Source organism: Nocardia sp. JCM 34519.1, from assembly GCF_020361265.1.
Classification (GTDB): domain Bacteria; phylum Actinomycetota; class Actinomycetes; order Mycobacteriales; family Mycobacteriaceae; genus Nocardia; species Nocardia arthritidis_A.
In genome coordinates this window covers 1-12,696 of sequence record NZ_JAIRBR010000012.1, presented here as the reverse complement: position 1 = coordinate 12,696, position 12,696 = coordinate 1, and the positions used below count along the sequence as shown (strand labels likewise).

At 67.9% G+C, this 12,696-nt stretch carries 14 protein-coding genes; 12 read left to right on the top strand and 2 right to left on the bottom strand.

The genetic code is table 11. The features are described from left to right. Positions 1-44 precede the first annotated feature (44 nt). Positions 45-443 carry a DUF3052 domain-containing protein gene (locus LGY53_RS26295; protein ID WP_225729399.1) on the bottom strand — a complete coding sequence of 133 codons (399 nt, stop codon included), beginning with the start codon at positions 441-443 and terminating at the stop codon, positions 45-47. Positions 444-521: 78 nt separating this feature from the next. On the opposite strand from LGY53_RS26295, the gene LGY53_RS26290 reads away from it, so the two are divergent. The 9 genes from LGY53_RS26290 (at position 522) to LGY53_RS26250 (ending at position 10,177) form a co-directional block, all read left to right on the top strand. Then, on the top strand, positions 522-1,682 hold the full coding sequence (locus tag LGY53_RS26290) for a sensor histidine kinase (protein ID WP_225729398.1): 1,161 nt from the start codon (positions 522-524) through the stop codon (positions 1,680-1,682). Between the two features lie 20 nt (positions 1,683-1,702). Further along, a complete protein-coding gene (locus LGY53_RS26285; RefSeq protein WP_225729397.1) occupies positions 1,703-2,479 on the top strand; it encodes a LytTR family DNA-binding domain-containing protein in 777 nt (258 codons plus the stop codon). Next, positions 2,476-2,844 (top strand): hypothetical protein, encoded by a 369-nt coding sequence (locus LGY53_RS26280; RefSeq protein ID WP_225729396.1) that lies wholly within the window; start codon positions 2,476-2,478, stop codon positions 2,842-2,844. The genes LGY53_RS26285 and LGY53_RS26280 overlap by 4 nt, the downstream gene beginning before the upstream one ends. A 1-nt stretch (position 2,845) precedes the next feature. Further along, the gene (locus LGY53_RS26275) at positions 2,846-4,594 is read left to right on the top strand and encodes a cation acetate symporter (RefSeq protein WP_225729395.1); all 1,749 of its coding nucleotides are present in this window, start codon (positions 2,846-2,848) and stop codon (positions 4,592-4,594) included. A 149-nt stretch (positions 4,595-4,743) separates the two neighbouring features. Then, a complete protein-coding gene (locus LGY53_RS26270) occupies positions 4,744-5,088 on the top strand; it encodes a DUF485 domain-containing protein (protein ID WP_225729394.1) in 345 nt (114 codons plus the stop codon). Continuing rightward, positions 5,085-6,722 (top strand): cation acetate symporter, encoded by a 1,638-nt coding sequence (locus LGY53_RS26265; RefSeq protein WP_225729393.1) that lies wholly within the window; start codon positions 5,085-5,087, stop codon positions 6,720-6,722. The genes LGY53_RS26270 and LGY53_RS26265 overlap by 4 nt, the downstream gene beginning before the upstream one ends. 57 nt (positions 6,723-6,779) lie before the next feature. Continuing rightward, positions 6,780-8,705 carry an acetate--CoA ligase gene (acs, locus tag LGY53_RS26260; protein ID WP_225729392.1) on the top strand — a complete coding sequence of 642 codons (1,926 nt, stop codon included), beginning with the start codon at positions 6,780-6,782 and terminating at the stop codon, positions 8,703-8,705. Between the two features lie 89 nt (positions 8,706-8,794). Continuing rightward, entirely contained in the window at positions 8,795-9,727 is a 933-nt protein-coding gene (locus LGY53_RS26255; RefSeq protein WP_225729391.1) for a PHB depolymerase family esterase, read from the top strand. Between the two features lie 54 nt (positions 9,728-9,781). After that, positions 9,782-10,177 carry a DUF2076 family protein gene (locus tag LGY53_RS26250; RefSeq protein WP_225729390.1) on the top strand — a complete coding sequence of 132 codons (396 nt, stop codon included), beginning with the start codon at positions 9,782-9,784 and terminating at the stop codon, positions 10,175-10,177. Between the two features lies 1 nt (position 10,178). Here LGY53_RS26250 and LGY53_RS26245 read toward each other — a convergent pair whose 3' ends face one another. Next, complete coding sequence (locus tag LGY53_RS26245) at positions 10,179-10,589, bottom strand: VOC family protein (protein ID WP_225729389.1); 411 nt, start codon at positions 10,587-10,589, stop codon at positions 10,179-10,181. Between the two features lie 339 nt (positions 10,590-10,928). Here LGY53_RS26245 and LGY53_RS26240 point away from each other — a divergent pair, with 339 nt between their 5' ends. The 3 genes from LGY53_RS26240 to LGY53_RS26230 are packed head-to-tail and all read left to right on the top strand — an operon-like array spanning position 10,929 to position 12,581. Beyond that, entirely contained in the window at positions 10,929-11,576 is a 648-nt protein-coding gene (locus LGY53_RS26240) for a hypothetical protein (protein ID WP_225729388.1), read from the top strand. Further along, positions 11,566-12,135, top strand: coding sequence for a DUF6529 family protein (locus tag LGY53_RS26235; RefSeq protein ID WP_225729387.1), 570 nt, complete (start codon positions 11,566-11,568; stop codon positions 12,133-12,135). Before LGY53_RS26240 ends, LGY53_RS26235 begins: the two co-directional genes overlap by 11 nt. A 14-nt stretch (positions 12,136-12,149) precedes the next feature. Beyond that, positions 12,150-12,581, top strand: coding sequence for a ubiquinol-cytochrome c reductase iron-sulfur subunit (locus tag LGY53_RS26230; RefSeq protein ID WP_225729386.1), 432 nt, complete (start codon positions 12,150-12,152; stop codon positions 12,579-12,581). Positions 12,582-12,696: the final 115 nt, after the last annotated feature.

The following is a 12,696-nucleotide window of genomic DNA, read 5'->3' as shown; positions in this document are numbered from 1 at the left end:
CGGCGTGTCGGTGGCGAAGATCACCGGCGCGTCGCGGCGGTCGCTTATTTCCGCTTGCGCCATAGGAATTTGAGGCCGGACCAATCATCGTCCAGCGCGGCCACTTTCACGTCGACGACGCCGACCGGCAGCAGCAGCTCGCGCAGATCGTTGTCGGTGATATCGCTGGTGTGACCGCCGGCTCGGCGCGGCCACGCGATCCACAGCGCGGACCCAGCGGGCAGCCGCGCGGCGAGATCCGGTGCGTCCTCGGCGAGTTCGGCGTGTGTGCGGTAGAAGGCGATGATCACGTCGGTGTCCTCGGGCGTCCCGACGAATTCGACCCCGGCGGGTAACTCGGGAATTCGCCAGCGCGGCGGCGCATGCCGCAGCACGACTCGATGGCCCGGCTTGATACCGAGCTTCCGATGCAGCGGTGTCCCGGAGTACCCGGCCGTGGTCATGGCGCGGACTGTACTCGGACCGTCCGACACGATCCGCGGCGCGATAATGCCATCCATGGACGCGCCGCTGGACCGCCGATGACGGCGACCGCGCTCGCCGCAGCCGCGGCGGCGGCGCTGTTGGCGGGCGCCCTGTTCATGTGGCGGCGGACCCGGCGCGTGGTGACGACGCCGGCCGAGCGCGCGGTGCACGCCACCCTGCACACCGCGTCGCTGGCGGCGGTGCCGCTGCGGCGCGGGCTCACCGCGGATTCGGCCGGGCAGGCCGCACCGCACCTGCGCGCGCTCACCGGGGCCGAGGCGCTCGGCATCGCCGATCCGGATGCGGCGCTGCTCGCCTGGGACGGACCGCACGCGGAATTGACCGAATACTTCACCGACGCCGCCGCGCGGGCCATCGCGGGCGGCCGCCCGGTGCTGGTGTCCGGGCCCGGCGAACGAGTCCGCACCGTGATAGCCCAGCCGCTGCTCATCGAAAATGGCGGCGTATCAGGTGTTCTGGGTGTGGTGACCACCGGACGGCCGGGTCCGGGCCGGCTGGGCGCGGTGGCCGAGGTGGCCCGATATGCCTGCGGCCAGCTGGAATTGGCGGAACTCGACGCGTCACGAGCCAGGCTGGACCGGGCCGAGGTGCGGGCGCTGCGGGCACAGATCAGCCCGCATTTCATCTACAACGCGCTGAACACCATCGCCTCGTTCGTGCGCACCGATCCGGACCGGGCCCGCGAGCTCATCCTCGAATTCGCCGATTTCACCAGGTATTCCTTCCGGGCGGCGGGCGAATTCACCGTGCTCGCCGACGAATTGCGCAATATCGAACGGTATCTCGCGCTGGAGCAGGCCCGTTTCGGCGATGCGCTGCACGTGCGGCTGCGGATCGCGCCGGAGGTGCTCGGCGTCGTCTTGCCGTTCCTCGCGCTGCAACCGTTGGTGGAGAACGCGGTTCGGCACGGGCTGGCGGGGGCGGCGCGCGGCGGGACGGTGAACATCATCGCCACCGATGCCGGCACCGACTGCCTGATCAGCGTGGAGGACGACGGCGTCGGCATGGATCCGGAACTGCTGCGCTCCGGTGCGTTGGACGCGGCGGAGTCGGCGCATATCGGGCTGGCCAATGTGGACGACCGGCTGCGCGCCGCATTCGGCAACGACTACGGGCTGGTGGTCGAGACCGCGCCGGGCGCGGGCACCAAGGTGAGTATGCGAGTCCCCAAGTTCCGTGCGGGTATTCGGGCCTGACGCCGTACGATGAACCGGCTGTGGATACCGACAAATCGGGCCTGCGCGTGCTGGCCGTCGACGACGAGAAACCCGCTCTGGACGAGCTGGTCTATCTGTTGCGCGCGCAGGCCGGGGTCGGCGAGATCCACGCGGCGGGCGATGCCACCAGCGCGCTGCGGCTGCTCCGGGCGCATCCGGTGGACGCGGTATTCCTCGATATCAATATGCCAGGCCTCGACGGCATGGAGCTGGCCGGAATCCTGTCCGAATTCGCGAATCCGCCCGCGGTGGTGTTCGTCACCGCGCACGACGACCACGCGGTGACCGCCTTCGATCTCGGTGCGGTCGATTATCTGCTGAAACCACTGCGGGAGCGGCGATTGGCCGAGGCGGTGCGCCGCATCGCCACCGCCCTGTCGCCGAATGTCGTTGCACCGCAGTCCGATTCGAACGAGGTGATCCCGGTCGAACTGGGCGGGGTCACCACGCTGGTGCACCGGTCCAGCGTCGGCTGGGTGGAGGCCGACGGCGACTACGCCAGGCTGCACACCGCGGCCGGCTCACATCTGGTGCGCATCCCGCTGTCCGCCTTGGAATCCCGCTGGCAGGACGCGGGATTCCTGCGCGTGCACCGCTCGTACCTGGTCGCGTTGCGGTTGGTCACCGGGCTGCGCACGGTCGGCACCGGGACGGTGGTGTGCCTGCGCGGCGAGGGTTCGGCCGGGCCGGTGGAGCTTCCGGTGAGCAGGCGGCAGGTGCGCGAGCTGAAACAGCGTCTGGTGCACGGGCCTCGGCAGATCTGGACGCACCGGTGACCGGCCCGCAGCAGCGCCCGGCGCGGCAGCGGGTGGTGCTCGCCGAGCGGCGCGGCGCGCGGCGGGTGCGGACCAGGGCCGAGGTCGCCGAGCAGACCGAGATCGGCGAGGCGTTGCTGAGCGGGCTGATTCGCGCGCAACTCGGGCTCGCGCTGCGGCTCGGCCTGCTGGTTGTGCTCGTACTGTGCTCGCTGCCGGTGATTTTCGCATTGGGCGGGCTCGGTTCGGTTGCGCTGTTCGGGATTCGGTTGCCGTGGTTGGCGCTCGGGTTCGCGGCCTATCCGATGCTCGCGCTGGCCGGGCTGCTGTATGTACGGCTGGCCGAGCGCAACGAGCAGGATTTCCTAGAGCTGGCCGAGGATTGAGATGAGCGCGGCGCCCGCCTTCACCGTCGCGGGATCGGTGCTCGCGGCGCTGGCCACCGTGGCGATCGGCGCGTACGGGGTTCGGTTGGCGCGCACCACCTCCGATTTCCTCGTCGCGTCGCGCAGCGTCGGTCCGCGCTGGAACGCCGCCGCCATCTCGGGCGAATACCTGTCGGCCGCATCATTTCTCGGCGTCGCCGGGCTGATCGCGAAATACGGCGCCGACGCGCTGTGGTATCCGCTCGGCTTCACCGCGGGCTATCTCGGACTGCTGCTGTTCGTCGCGGCCCCGCTGCGCAGATCCGGCGCGTACACGGTGCCCGATTTCACCGAATTCCGGTTGGGCTCAACGCGTTTGCGCCGGGTCGCGGCGGTCGTCGTGCTGCTGATCTGCGGTGTGTACCTGATTCCGCAGTTCCAGGGCGCCGGTTTGACGCTGCACATCCTGCTCGGCCTGCCGAAGTGGGTCGGCGCGGCCGCCGTCGGCGCGATCGTGATCGGCAATGTGGCCGGCGGCGGCATGCGCTCGATCACGCTGGTGCAGGCGTTCCAGTACTGGCTGAAGCTCACCGCGGTCGCGGTGCCCGCACTGGTGCTGCTCGGCTATTTCCTGGCCGCCGACCGCGACCTCGGCGCGCCCGCGCCGCCCGTGGTCACCGCGCGCACCACGGTGGACGTCACCACCGATGTGGTGGTGCGGGTCGGTGCGGCACAACCGGTTTCGATCACCGGAACACTCGACGACCGCGCCGTCGACGGACCGGAACTGCTCACCCCCGGACGGCACGAGCTCGCGGCCGGCACCCGCCTCACGCTGGACGCGGGCGCGACCGTCCCGGTGGTCGCGGGCGCACCGGCCGACGGCGCGAGCTGGCTCGCCCCCGGCAACGGCTTCGGCGGCAAACACCCTGTGTACCAGGTGTATTCGCTGATCATCGCGACCTTCCTCGGCACGATGGGGCTGCCGCACGTGCTGGTGCGGTTCTATACCAATCCCGATGGGCGCGCGGCCCGCACCACCGCGCTCGCGGTGATCTCGCTGGTCGGGCTGTTCTATCTCTTCCCGATCCTGTTGGGCGTATTCGCCAGACTGTATGTGCCGCAACTGCTCATCACCGGCACCTCCGACGCCGCCGTCGTACTGCTGCCGGGCTCGGTACTCGGCGGGCTGCCCGGCCAACTGCTTGCCGCGCTGGTCGCGGCGGGCGCGATCGCCGCATTCCTGTCCACCTCGTCCGGACTGCTCGTCAGCATCGCGGGCGTGCTCAGCACCGATGTGCTGCGCGGCCGGATCCGCGACTTCCGTGTGGCTGCCATCGTCGCGGGCGTTGTGCCCCTTGGGCTTTCGGTCACCGTCGTCTCGCTCGACCTGTCCCGCACGGTCGGGCTGGCCTTCGCGGTCGCCGCGTCGACGCTGTGTCCGCTGCTGGTGCTCGGCATCTGGTGGCGCGGACTCACCGCGGCGGGTGCGGCGGCCGGAATGGCGGCGGGCGGGCTCACGGCGGGCGGTGCGACGGCGGTGTCGGTGGCGGGCGGCTTCACCTCCGAGGTGGGTGACGGCTGGCCCGCCGCACTGCTCGGCTATCCCGCCGCGATCACCGTTCCACTCGCCTTCGCGACAATGGTGCTGGTCAGCCTGGTGACCAGGCGGCAGGGCGCGCGCACGGTGCGCCGCGTCTTCGTGCGCATGCACGCCCCGGAACGGCTCGGCCTCGGCGCGGACCGGGAACGCGGGCTGCGCTCGCGGTGATCTCGGACCGACCGTTCGTCGCCGCCCACCGACCGCTCACCGCAGATCCGGCGCCTTCGGCGGAGTGAGCCGCGCCACATCACCAATTCCTCATAGGAGGCTGGTTACCGTCGGCCCGGACAGAGCCAAGTAACACGCTAGGACTCAGCATGACCAGTACCGATGTCGGCGGCACCCCGACCCGACCAGAGGATTTCCGCGCCGTGCAGGCGAGCCCGGAATTCCAGCAGCTGCGCGATCGACTGCGCCGCTTCGTATTCCCGATGACCGCGCTGTTCCTGGTCTGGTACCTGAGCTACGTGCTGCTCGGCGCGTACGCGCACGACTTCATGGCCACCAAGGTGTTCGGCGAAGTGAATGCCGGATTGCTGCTCGGCCTCGGGCAATTCGTGTCCACCTTCGTCATCACCGGGCTCTACGTGCGTTTCGCGAACCGGGAGCTCGATCCGCGAGCCGCGGCCATCCGCGCCGGAATCGAAGGGGGCCGGGCATGAGGCACACCGAATACCTCGCCGCCGCAACCAAAGTCGGCAATCCGGTGGCGAATATCGCGATCTTCGCGCTGTTCGTCGCGGTCACCCTGGTGGTGGTGATCCGCGCCAGCCGCAGCAATGCCAGCGCCGCCGATTACTTCACCGGCGGACGCGGCTTCTCCGGACCGCAGAACGGCATCGCCATCTCGGGCGATTATCTTTCCGCCGCAAGCTTTCTCGGCATCGCCGGGGCGATCGCCGTATACGGCTACGACGGCTTCCTCTACTCCATCGGCTTCCTCGTCGCCTGGCTGGTCGCCCTGCTGCTGGTGGCCGAAATGCTCAGGAACACCGGCAAATTCACCATGGCCGACGTGCTGAGCTTCCGGTTGAAAGAGGGTCCGGTGCGCACCGCGGCCGCCTTCAGCACCCTGGCCGTCTGCCTGTTCTACCTGCTGGCGCAGATGGCGGGCGCGGGCGGTCTGGTCGCGCTGCTGCTCGACGTGTCGAGCAAGTCCGGGCAGGCCGTCGTCATCGCCGTCGTCGGCGTGCTGATGATCGTGTACGTGCTGGTCGGCGGCATGAAGGGCACCACGTGGGTGCAGATCATCAAGGCCGCGCTGCTGATCGCCGGCGCCGCCCTGATGACGGTGCTGGTGCTGGCCAAGTACGGCTTCAACTTCTCCGACATCCTCGGCTCGGCCCAGGACGCGGTGCACGGCGCGAAGACCAAGGGTGTGGCCGCTCGCGACGTGCTCGCACCGGGCGCGCAGTACGGCGCCAACGGAACCTCGAAACTGAACTTCGTCTCGCTCGGCATCGCTCTGGTGCTCGGCACCGCGGGCCTGCCGCATGTGCTGATGCGCTTCTACACCGTGCCCACCGCGAAAGAGGCCCGGCGCTCGGTGGTTTGGGCCATCGGCCTGATCGGCGCGTTCTACCTGTTCACCCTCGTACTCGGCTACGGCGCCGCGGCCATCGTCGGCCCGGATCGCATCCTCGCCGCGGCAGGCGGCCAGAATTCGGCGGCGCCGCTGCTCGCCTTCGAACTGGGCGGTGTCGTACTGCTCGGCATCATCTCCGCCGTCGCATTCGCCACCATCCTCGCCGTCGTCGCCGGGCTCACCATCACCGCGGCCACCTCGTTCGCGCACGATATCTATGCCAATGTCGTCAAGCGCGGCAATGCCGGTGAGCGCGAACAGGTTCGGGTATCCCGGATCACCGCGGTGATCATCGGCGTGCTCGCCATCGCGCTCGGCATCCTGGCCAACGGGCAGAATGTCGCCTTCCTGGTGGCGCTCGCCTTCGCGGTCGCGGCATCGGCGAATCTGCCGACCATCCTGTACTCGCTGTTCTGGCGGCGGTTCAACACCACCGGCGCGCTGTGGAGTATGTACGGCGGCCTGATCTCGACCATCGTGCTCATCGTCTTCTCCCCCGCCGTCTCCGGCAACGCCACCGCCATGCTGCCGCATGCGAAGTTCGACTGGTTCCCGCTGTCGAACCCCGGAATCGTCTCCATCCCATTGGCTTTCGTACTCGGCATCATCGGCACCTACCTCGGCGGCAAGGCGAGCGATCCGGACCGGGAGGCCGAAATGGAGGTGCGCGCGCTCACCGGCGCGGGCGCCGAGAAGGCGGTGGCGCACTGACACGTTCGCGGTAACAACTTGTCACCCTTGACCTTTCGATAGCAGGAGGAAATCGCGTTGACCAGCACCACCGTTGCGGCCACCTATCCGCCGAGCGCCGAATTCGCCGCGCACGCCAATGCCGATGCGACACTGTACGATCGCGCCACCGCCGATCGTGAGGCGTTCTGGGCGGAGCAGGCGGGCCGGTTGCATTGGCATCAGCCGTGGTCGCGGGTGCTGGACTGGTCCGGGGCGCCGGTGGCGCGGTGGTTCGTCGACGGCAAACTCAACGTCGCCTACAACTGCGTGGACCGGCACGTGCTCGACGGGCACGGCGATCAGGTCGCCATCCACTGGGAAGGCGAACCCGGCGATTCCCGCGACATCACCTACACCCAACTGCTGCACGAGGTTTCGCAGGCGGCGAACTACCTGACCGAACTCGGCCTGCACGCCGGTGACCGGGTCGCGATCTACATGCCGATGGTGCCCGAGGCCATCGTGGCGATGCTGGCCTGCGCCCGACTGGGCCTGACCCACTCGGTGGTCTTCGCCGGATTCTCCCCCACCGCGCTGCGTCAACGCGTCGACGACGCCCAGGCCCGCCTGGTCATCACCACCGACGGCCAATGGCGACGCGGCACCCCCGCACCACTCAAAGCCGCAGTGGATGCCGCACTGCGAGAACCCGGTTCGCCGGTAGAGCACGTTCTTGTGGTGCGGCGCACCGGCGTTGAGGTGCCGTGGACCGAGGGCCGCGATCTGTGGTGGCACGAGACGGTAGCCGAGGCTTCCCCCTCGCACGAGGCCGAGGCGTTCGACGCCGAACATCCGCTGTTCATTCTCTACACTTCCGGGACCACCGGTAAGCCGAAGGGCATCCTGCACACCTCGGGCGGTTATCTGACCCAGGCCGCTTACACCCATCACTACGTCTTCGATCACAAAGCGGGACAAGATGTTTACTGGTGCACCGCCGATATCGGCTGGGTCACCGGGCACAGCTATATCGTCTACGGACCGCTGGCCAACCGGACGACACAGGTGGTCTACGAGGGGACGCCCAATTCCCCGAATGAGCACCGGCATTTCGAGATCATCGAAAAGTACGGCGTCACAATCTATTACACCGCGCCGACACTTGTCCGAACGTTCATGAAGTGGGGCAGGGACATTCCGGACGCACACGACCTGTCCTCGCTGCGTCTCTTGGGCTCGGTGGGCGAGCCGATCAACCCGGAGGCCTGGCGCTGGTACCGGGAGGTGATCGGCGGCAACCGGACCCCGATCGTGGACACCTGGTGGCAGACCGAGACCGGCGCGATCATGATCTCCCCGCTGCCCGGCGTCACCGCCGCCAAACCCGGCGCGGCCATGGCACCGCTGCCCGGCATCTCGGCCCGGATAGTCGACGAGGACGGCAGCGAACTCCCCTCCGGCGGTTCGGGTCTGCTCGTCCTCGACCGGCCGTGGCCGTCGATGCTGCGGGGTATCTGGGGCGATATGCGCCGCTTCCACGAGACCTACTGGGAGCGCTTCGCCGCCGCCGGTTGGTATTTCGCGGGCGACGGCGCGAAACTCGATACCGATGGCGCACTCTGGCTGCTGGGCCGGGTGGATGACGTGATGAACGTATCCGGCCACCGTATCTCCACCGCCGAGGTCGAATCCGCACTCGTCGGACACACCGGAGTCGCCGAAGCCGCCGTCGTCGGCGCCAGCGACCCCACCACCGGACAAGGCATCGTCGCGTTCGTCATCCTCACCGCCGAAACCACCAACACCGGCACCGCACTCATCGACGAACTCAAAGCACAGGTCTCCCGCGACATCAGCCCCATCGCCAAACCCCGCGAGATCCACATCGTCCCCGAACTCCCCAAAACCCGCAGCGGCAAAATCATGCGCCGCCTGCTGCGCGACGTCGCCGAAGGACGCGAACTCGGCGACACCTCAACCCTGGTGGACCCCAAGGTTTTCGAGGCCATCGCCCGCGGGTGATCCCGCACCCGCGATGGACCCGGTCCGAATGGCGATACCGGCCGGGTCCATCGCGTGGAAATACGCTGAGAATCGCTAACATTCGACCCGTGCGAATCACCCCGGGGCGCTTGCTCGCCGTCGTCGCCGCCCTCGTCACCATCACGGTCTGGGCGCCGACGGCCGATGCCCGAGTGGACAAACGCTGCTTCACCAACGCCGCAGGCACCAGGTGCTACTACCTCCATGTACCGCCCGGCAACACTGCGGGCAAACCGTTGATGGTCTATCTGCACGGCTGCGACGATCCCCTCTCCGCCCCGGAGCCCAGCGGATTCTCGCTCACCCGCGTCGCCGACGAAATGGGTTTCGTCCTCGCCTACCCGCTTCAGGACAACGCGGTGGCCGAGAACGGCTGCTGGGGTTGGGACAAACCGGAGAACACGCGGCGCGATCAGGGCGAACCCGCGATCATCGCCGGAATCACCACGGCGCTCGCCGACGAATTCCGGCTCGACCGAACCCGAATCTATCTGGGCGGATACTCCGCGGGCGGGGCCATGACCACCAATATGGGCGCGCTCTATCCGGACCTGTACGCGGCGATCGCGCCGATGGCGGGTGCTCCCTTCCTGAAACAGGTCGGCGGTCAGGTCGTCGTAGATGCCATGGGCGAGCGCGCCCGACCGGTCCCCGCATACTTTCTGCAAACCCTGTTCGACGAGATGAGCAACTACGTCATCGGGCGGGTGAATATCGAACAGTGGCTCGCCGCCGACAATCTCGCCGACCCGGGCTCCGCACCGACCGAGCCGACCGGCGCCGAAACCCGCTCGCTGGCGCCGGGCAGCCCGCAGCCGTTGCGAATTGAGCATTACGCCAGCGGAAAAGGTTGCGCTATAGCGGAATTCACCACGCCGGTCCTCGCCGAACACGTGTACGGAGCTCGATTGGTACAGGACGAGATCGGTATCGAAATCCAGCGCGACCTCATGCGTTTCCTGCTCGCACACCGGATGACCGAACCACATCGCGCGTTCTAGTTGTGCTGTCCTGCGGCCAGGACGCCGCGCGGATCCAGCGGTATAAACGGCTGTATGACGAACCCACAAGAGCAACAGGCTATCGATGCGCTTTTCCAGAAGGTCGCCCAGCACACCGCGCAGTCCGGCCCGCGAAACCCGCAGGTGGAGGCGCTGATTCAGCAGCGAGTCCAGCAGACGCCGGGGGCGCTGTACGCGATGGCGCAGCTGTTGATCGGGCAGGAGCAGGCGATCGGTCAGCTCCAGCAGCAGGTGGCCCAGCTACAGCAATCCGCGCAGCGCCAGCCCACACCCGCCGCCGCGCCGCCGCGCCGCTCCGGCGGCGACTTCCTCACCGGCGCAGCCCAAATCGCGCTCGGTGTCGGCGGCGGCATGCTCGCGGCGGGCGCCATCGAGGACATCGCGGGCGACCTGTTCGGCGATGACGACGACGATGACGACAGTTGGTGAGTCAACCGACGAAGAGGCAGAACGGATGGCCCGCCGGATCGGCGTACACGCGCAGCGGCTCGTCCGGATCGTCGCTGCGGTCACAGCGCAGGCGACCACCCAGCTCCAGGACCCGGTCGTGTTCGGCATCGAGTTCCGCCCGCGAATCCACCGTCATATCGAGGTGAAGCTGTTGCGGCACTTCGTTATCCGGCCAGGTGCTCGACGTCAGGTGATCGACCTGCTGAAAAGCCAAGCATCGCAACCCATCTCGGGTGGTCAACACCAGCCAGTCGCGGCCACGTACATCATCGCCTCCCGGGTCCGGCGGCTCGTCACCGGGCCGGTAGACCAAATTTAGTAATTGCCGGTAGAACTCGGCGAGTTGTCGCGCGTCGGTGGTATCGAGCACCGTCTGCAGTAGTCGCGGCATAATTTCACCTCCGCTACCGAGGGTATTGCGGATACCGGGGCGGCTGGTACTGGGCGGGTGGGGCGTGGATCGGTCGTCGGGCGGCCGCCAGCCATCGGGTGGTCGACGACGACAATGCCAATATCAAGATCAACAACAGCAGGACCAGGGCCGGGAATCCCGACGGCCGGGCTGACCGGAACCCCGTTGCGCGAGCCGTGCGGTAGCCGTAGCCGACGCGGGTTGCAGCCGCCCGACACGCCACGCCGCGAGCACCCGATTGAACCGGCGGGTCATATTTCCCCGTACACAATGCGTAATGCCTGAGCCATCGACGGCCGCCCATCGAGGGAGACCTGTATGAAACGTCTCGGACCACTGCTGACGCTCGCGGCGGTGGTGCTGTTCGGTGCGATCCTGCTGGCCGTCGACATGTCGAAGGACACGCCGACGCCCGCGGCGAACCCGTACGCGCCGACCACCACTGCGGCGGCACCCGCGACCACCATCCCGCCCGCCACCACTCCGGCCGCGATCCCGTTCCCCGCCAAGGCCGATTATGTCGGCACCACGACCGGCGCACCGCTCACCGTCTCGATCGCGGTAAAGGACAACAAGGCCACCGCCTACGTCTGCGACGGCAAGTCCGTCGAATCCTGGTTACAGGGCGGTGCGACGGACGGCAGCGTGCACCTGACCGGTTGGAATAACGCGAAACTGTACGGCAGCTACGACGGCGCCGCCGTACACGGGATCCTCGCCCTCGCCGGGAAGCAATGGGATTTCACCGCGGCGCCGGTCAATTCCCCTGGTGGACTGTACGTCAACCGCACCGACAATTCCCGGCAGAGCTGGATCGTCGACGCGAACGGCCGGGTCACCGGTGTCCAGCGCACCGCGGACGGCGGCACATCCCCGGCGCCCGTGCTCGCCCCGGACGGCACGGCGATCATCAACGGCCACAAGATAACCGCGACAAAAGTAAGTGGTGGTGACAGTGTCGGTTGACCGTAACGCACCGACGGCCCGGAACAACATTTCGGCCCTCGCGATCGTCATCCCGGTGCTCATCGGCGCCGCCGCCGCGGTCGCGCTCGGCGTCTACGCGAAAGTCCATGAGCCACGGTACTTCTCGATCAACCTCGCGGGTTTCTCCAGCCCGCTCGCGGTCAAAACCTGGCTCGCCACCGCGGTTCTCGTGCTCGGCCTCGCCCAATTGGCCTCCGCCCTGGCGATTTACGGCAAGATTCCGAATTTCCGCGCGCCGTCCTGGATCGGCGCCGCACACGTGTGGACCGGACGGCTCGCCGTGTTGATCAGCGTGCCCGTCGCGGTACATTGCCTGTACGCCTTGGGTTTTCAGGATTACAACCCGCGTGTCCTGCTCCACTCGCTGTTCGGCTGCTTCTTCTACGGCGCGTTCGTCGCCAAAATGCTGCTGCTGACCCGCGGACGCCTGCCCGGCTGGGTGGTCCCGGTCGCGGGCGGGCTGGTGCTCGCCGGGCTCACCGGCATCTGGCTCAGCTCGGCCGCTTGGTTTTTCGAACACAACGGCCTCACCTTCTGATCGGAGCAATAACGATGACAGTCGACCCGACCATGAATCGCCGCACCGCCGTGGTCGCGGGCGCCGGTGCGGTGGCCGCGGCCGCCGCACTCACCGCGTGCACCACCTACGGCAAAGACGACACCCCGGCCACCGCTCCCGCGACCTCCCCCGTCGCCCAGCAGGGCGACAACGCACTCGCCAAAACCGCCGACGTTCCGGTCGGCGGCGGAATCATCAAGGGCGACACCGTGATCACCCAACCCACGGCGGGCAAATTCGTCGGCCTGTCCACCACCTGCACACATATGGGCTGCAAGGTGAACGCGGTGTCCGACGGCACCATCAACTGCCCGTGCCACGGCAGCAGATATCACCTGGACGGATCCGTCGCGAACGGCCCGGCCCCGAAGCCGCTCGCCGCGAAATCCATACGCGTCCAGGGCGATTCGATCGTCGCGGGCTGACTAGGGCGCGTCCTCGAAGTCCGGCCGGATGCATCCGCGGTCCAGCTCGTCGCCTGGCAAGGCGGAGGAGGAGCCGATACCGGGTTTGTATCGGCGACGACGACAACGCGGCCAG

What these genes read in the sequence shown, in the direction of transcription:
- LGY53_RS26265 (WP_225729393.1), top strand. Translation starts at nt 5,085, where the DNA reads ATGAGGCACACCGAATACCTCGCCGCCGCAACCAAAGTCGGCAATCCG.
- LGY53_RS26230 (WP_225729386.1), top strand. Translation starts at nt 12,150, where the DNA reads ATGACAGTCGACCCGACCATGAATCGCCGCACCGCCGTGGTCGCGGGC.
- LGY53_RS26295 (WP_225729399.1), bottom strand. Translation starts at nt 443, where the DNA reads ATGACCACGGCCGGGTACTCCGGGACACCGCTGCATCGGAAGCTCGGT.
- LGY53_RS26250 (WP_225729390.1), top strand. Translation starts at nt 9,782, where the DNA reads ATGACGAACCCACAAGAGCAACAGGCTATCGATGCGCTTTTCCAGAAG.
- LGY53_RS26290 (WP_225729398.1), top strand. Translation starts at nt 522, where the DNA reads ATGACGGCGACCGCGCTCGCCGCAGCCGCGGCGGCGGCGCTGTTGGCG.
- LGY53_RS26240 (WP_225729388.1), top strand. Translation starts at nt 10,929, where the DNA reads ATGAAACGTCTCGGACCACTGCTGACGCTCGCGGCGGTGGTGCTGTTC.
- LGY53_RS26270 (WP_225729394.1), top strand. Translation starts at nt 4,744, where the DNA reads ATGACCAGTACCGATGTCGGCGGCACCCCGACCCGACCAGAGGATTTC.
- LGY53_RS26275 (WP_225729395.1), top strand. Translation starts at nt 2,846, where the DNA reads ATGAGCGCGGCGCCCGCCTTCACCGTCGCGGGATCGGTGCTCGCGGCG.
- LGY53_RS26245 (WP_225729389.1), bottom strand. Translation starts at nt 10,589, where the DNA reads ATGCCGCGACTACTGCAGACGGTGCTCGATACCACCGACGCGCGACAA.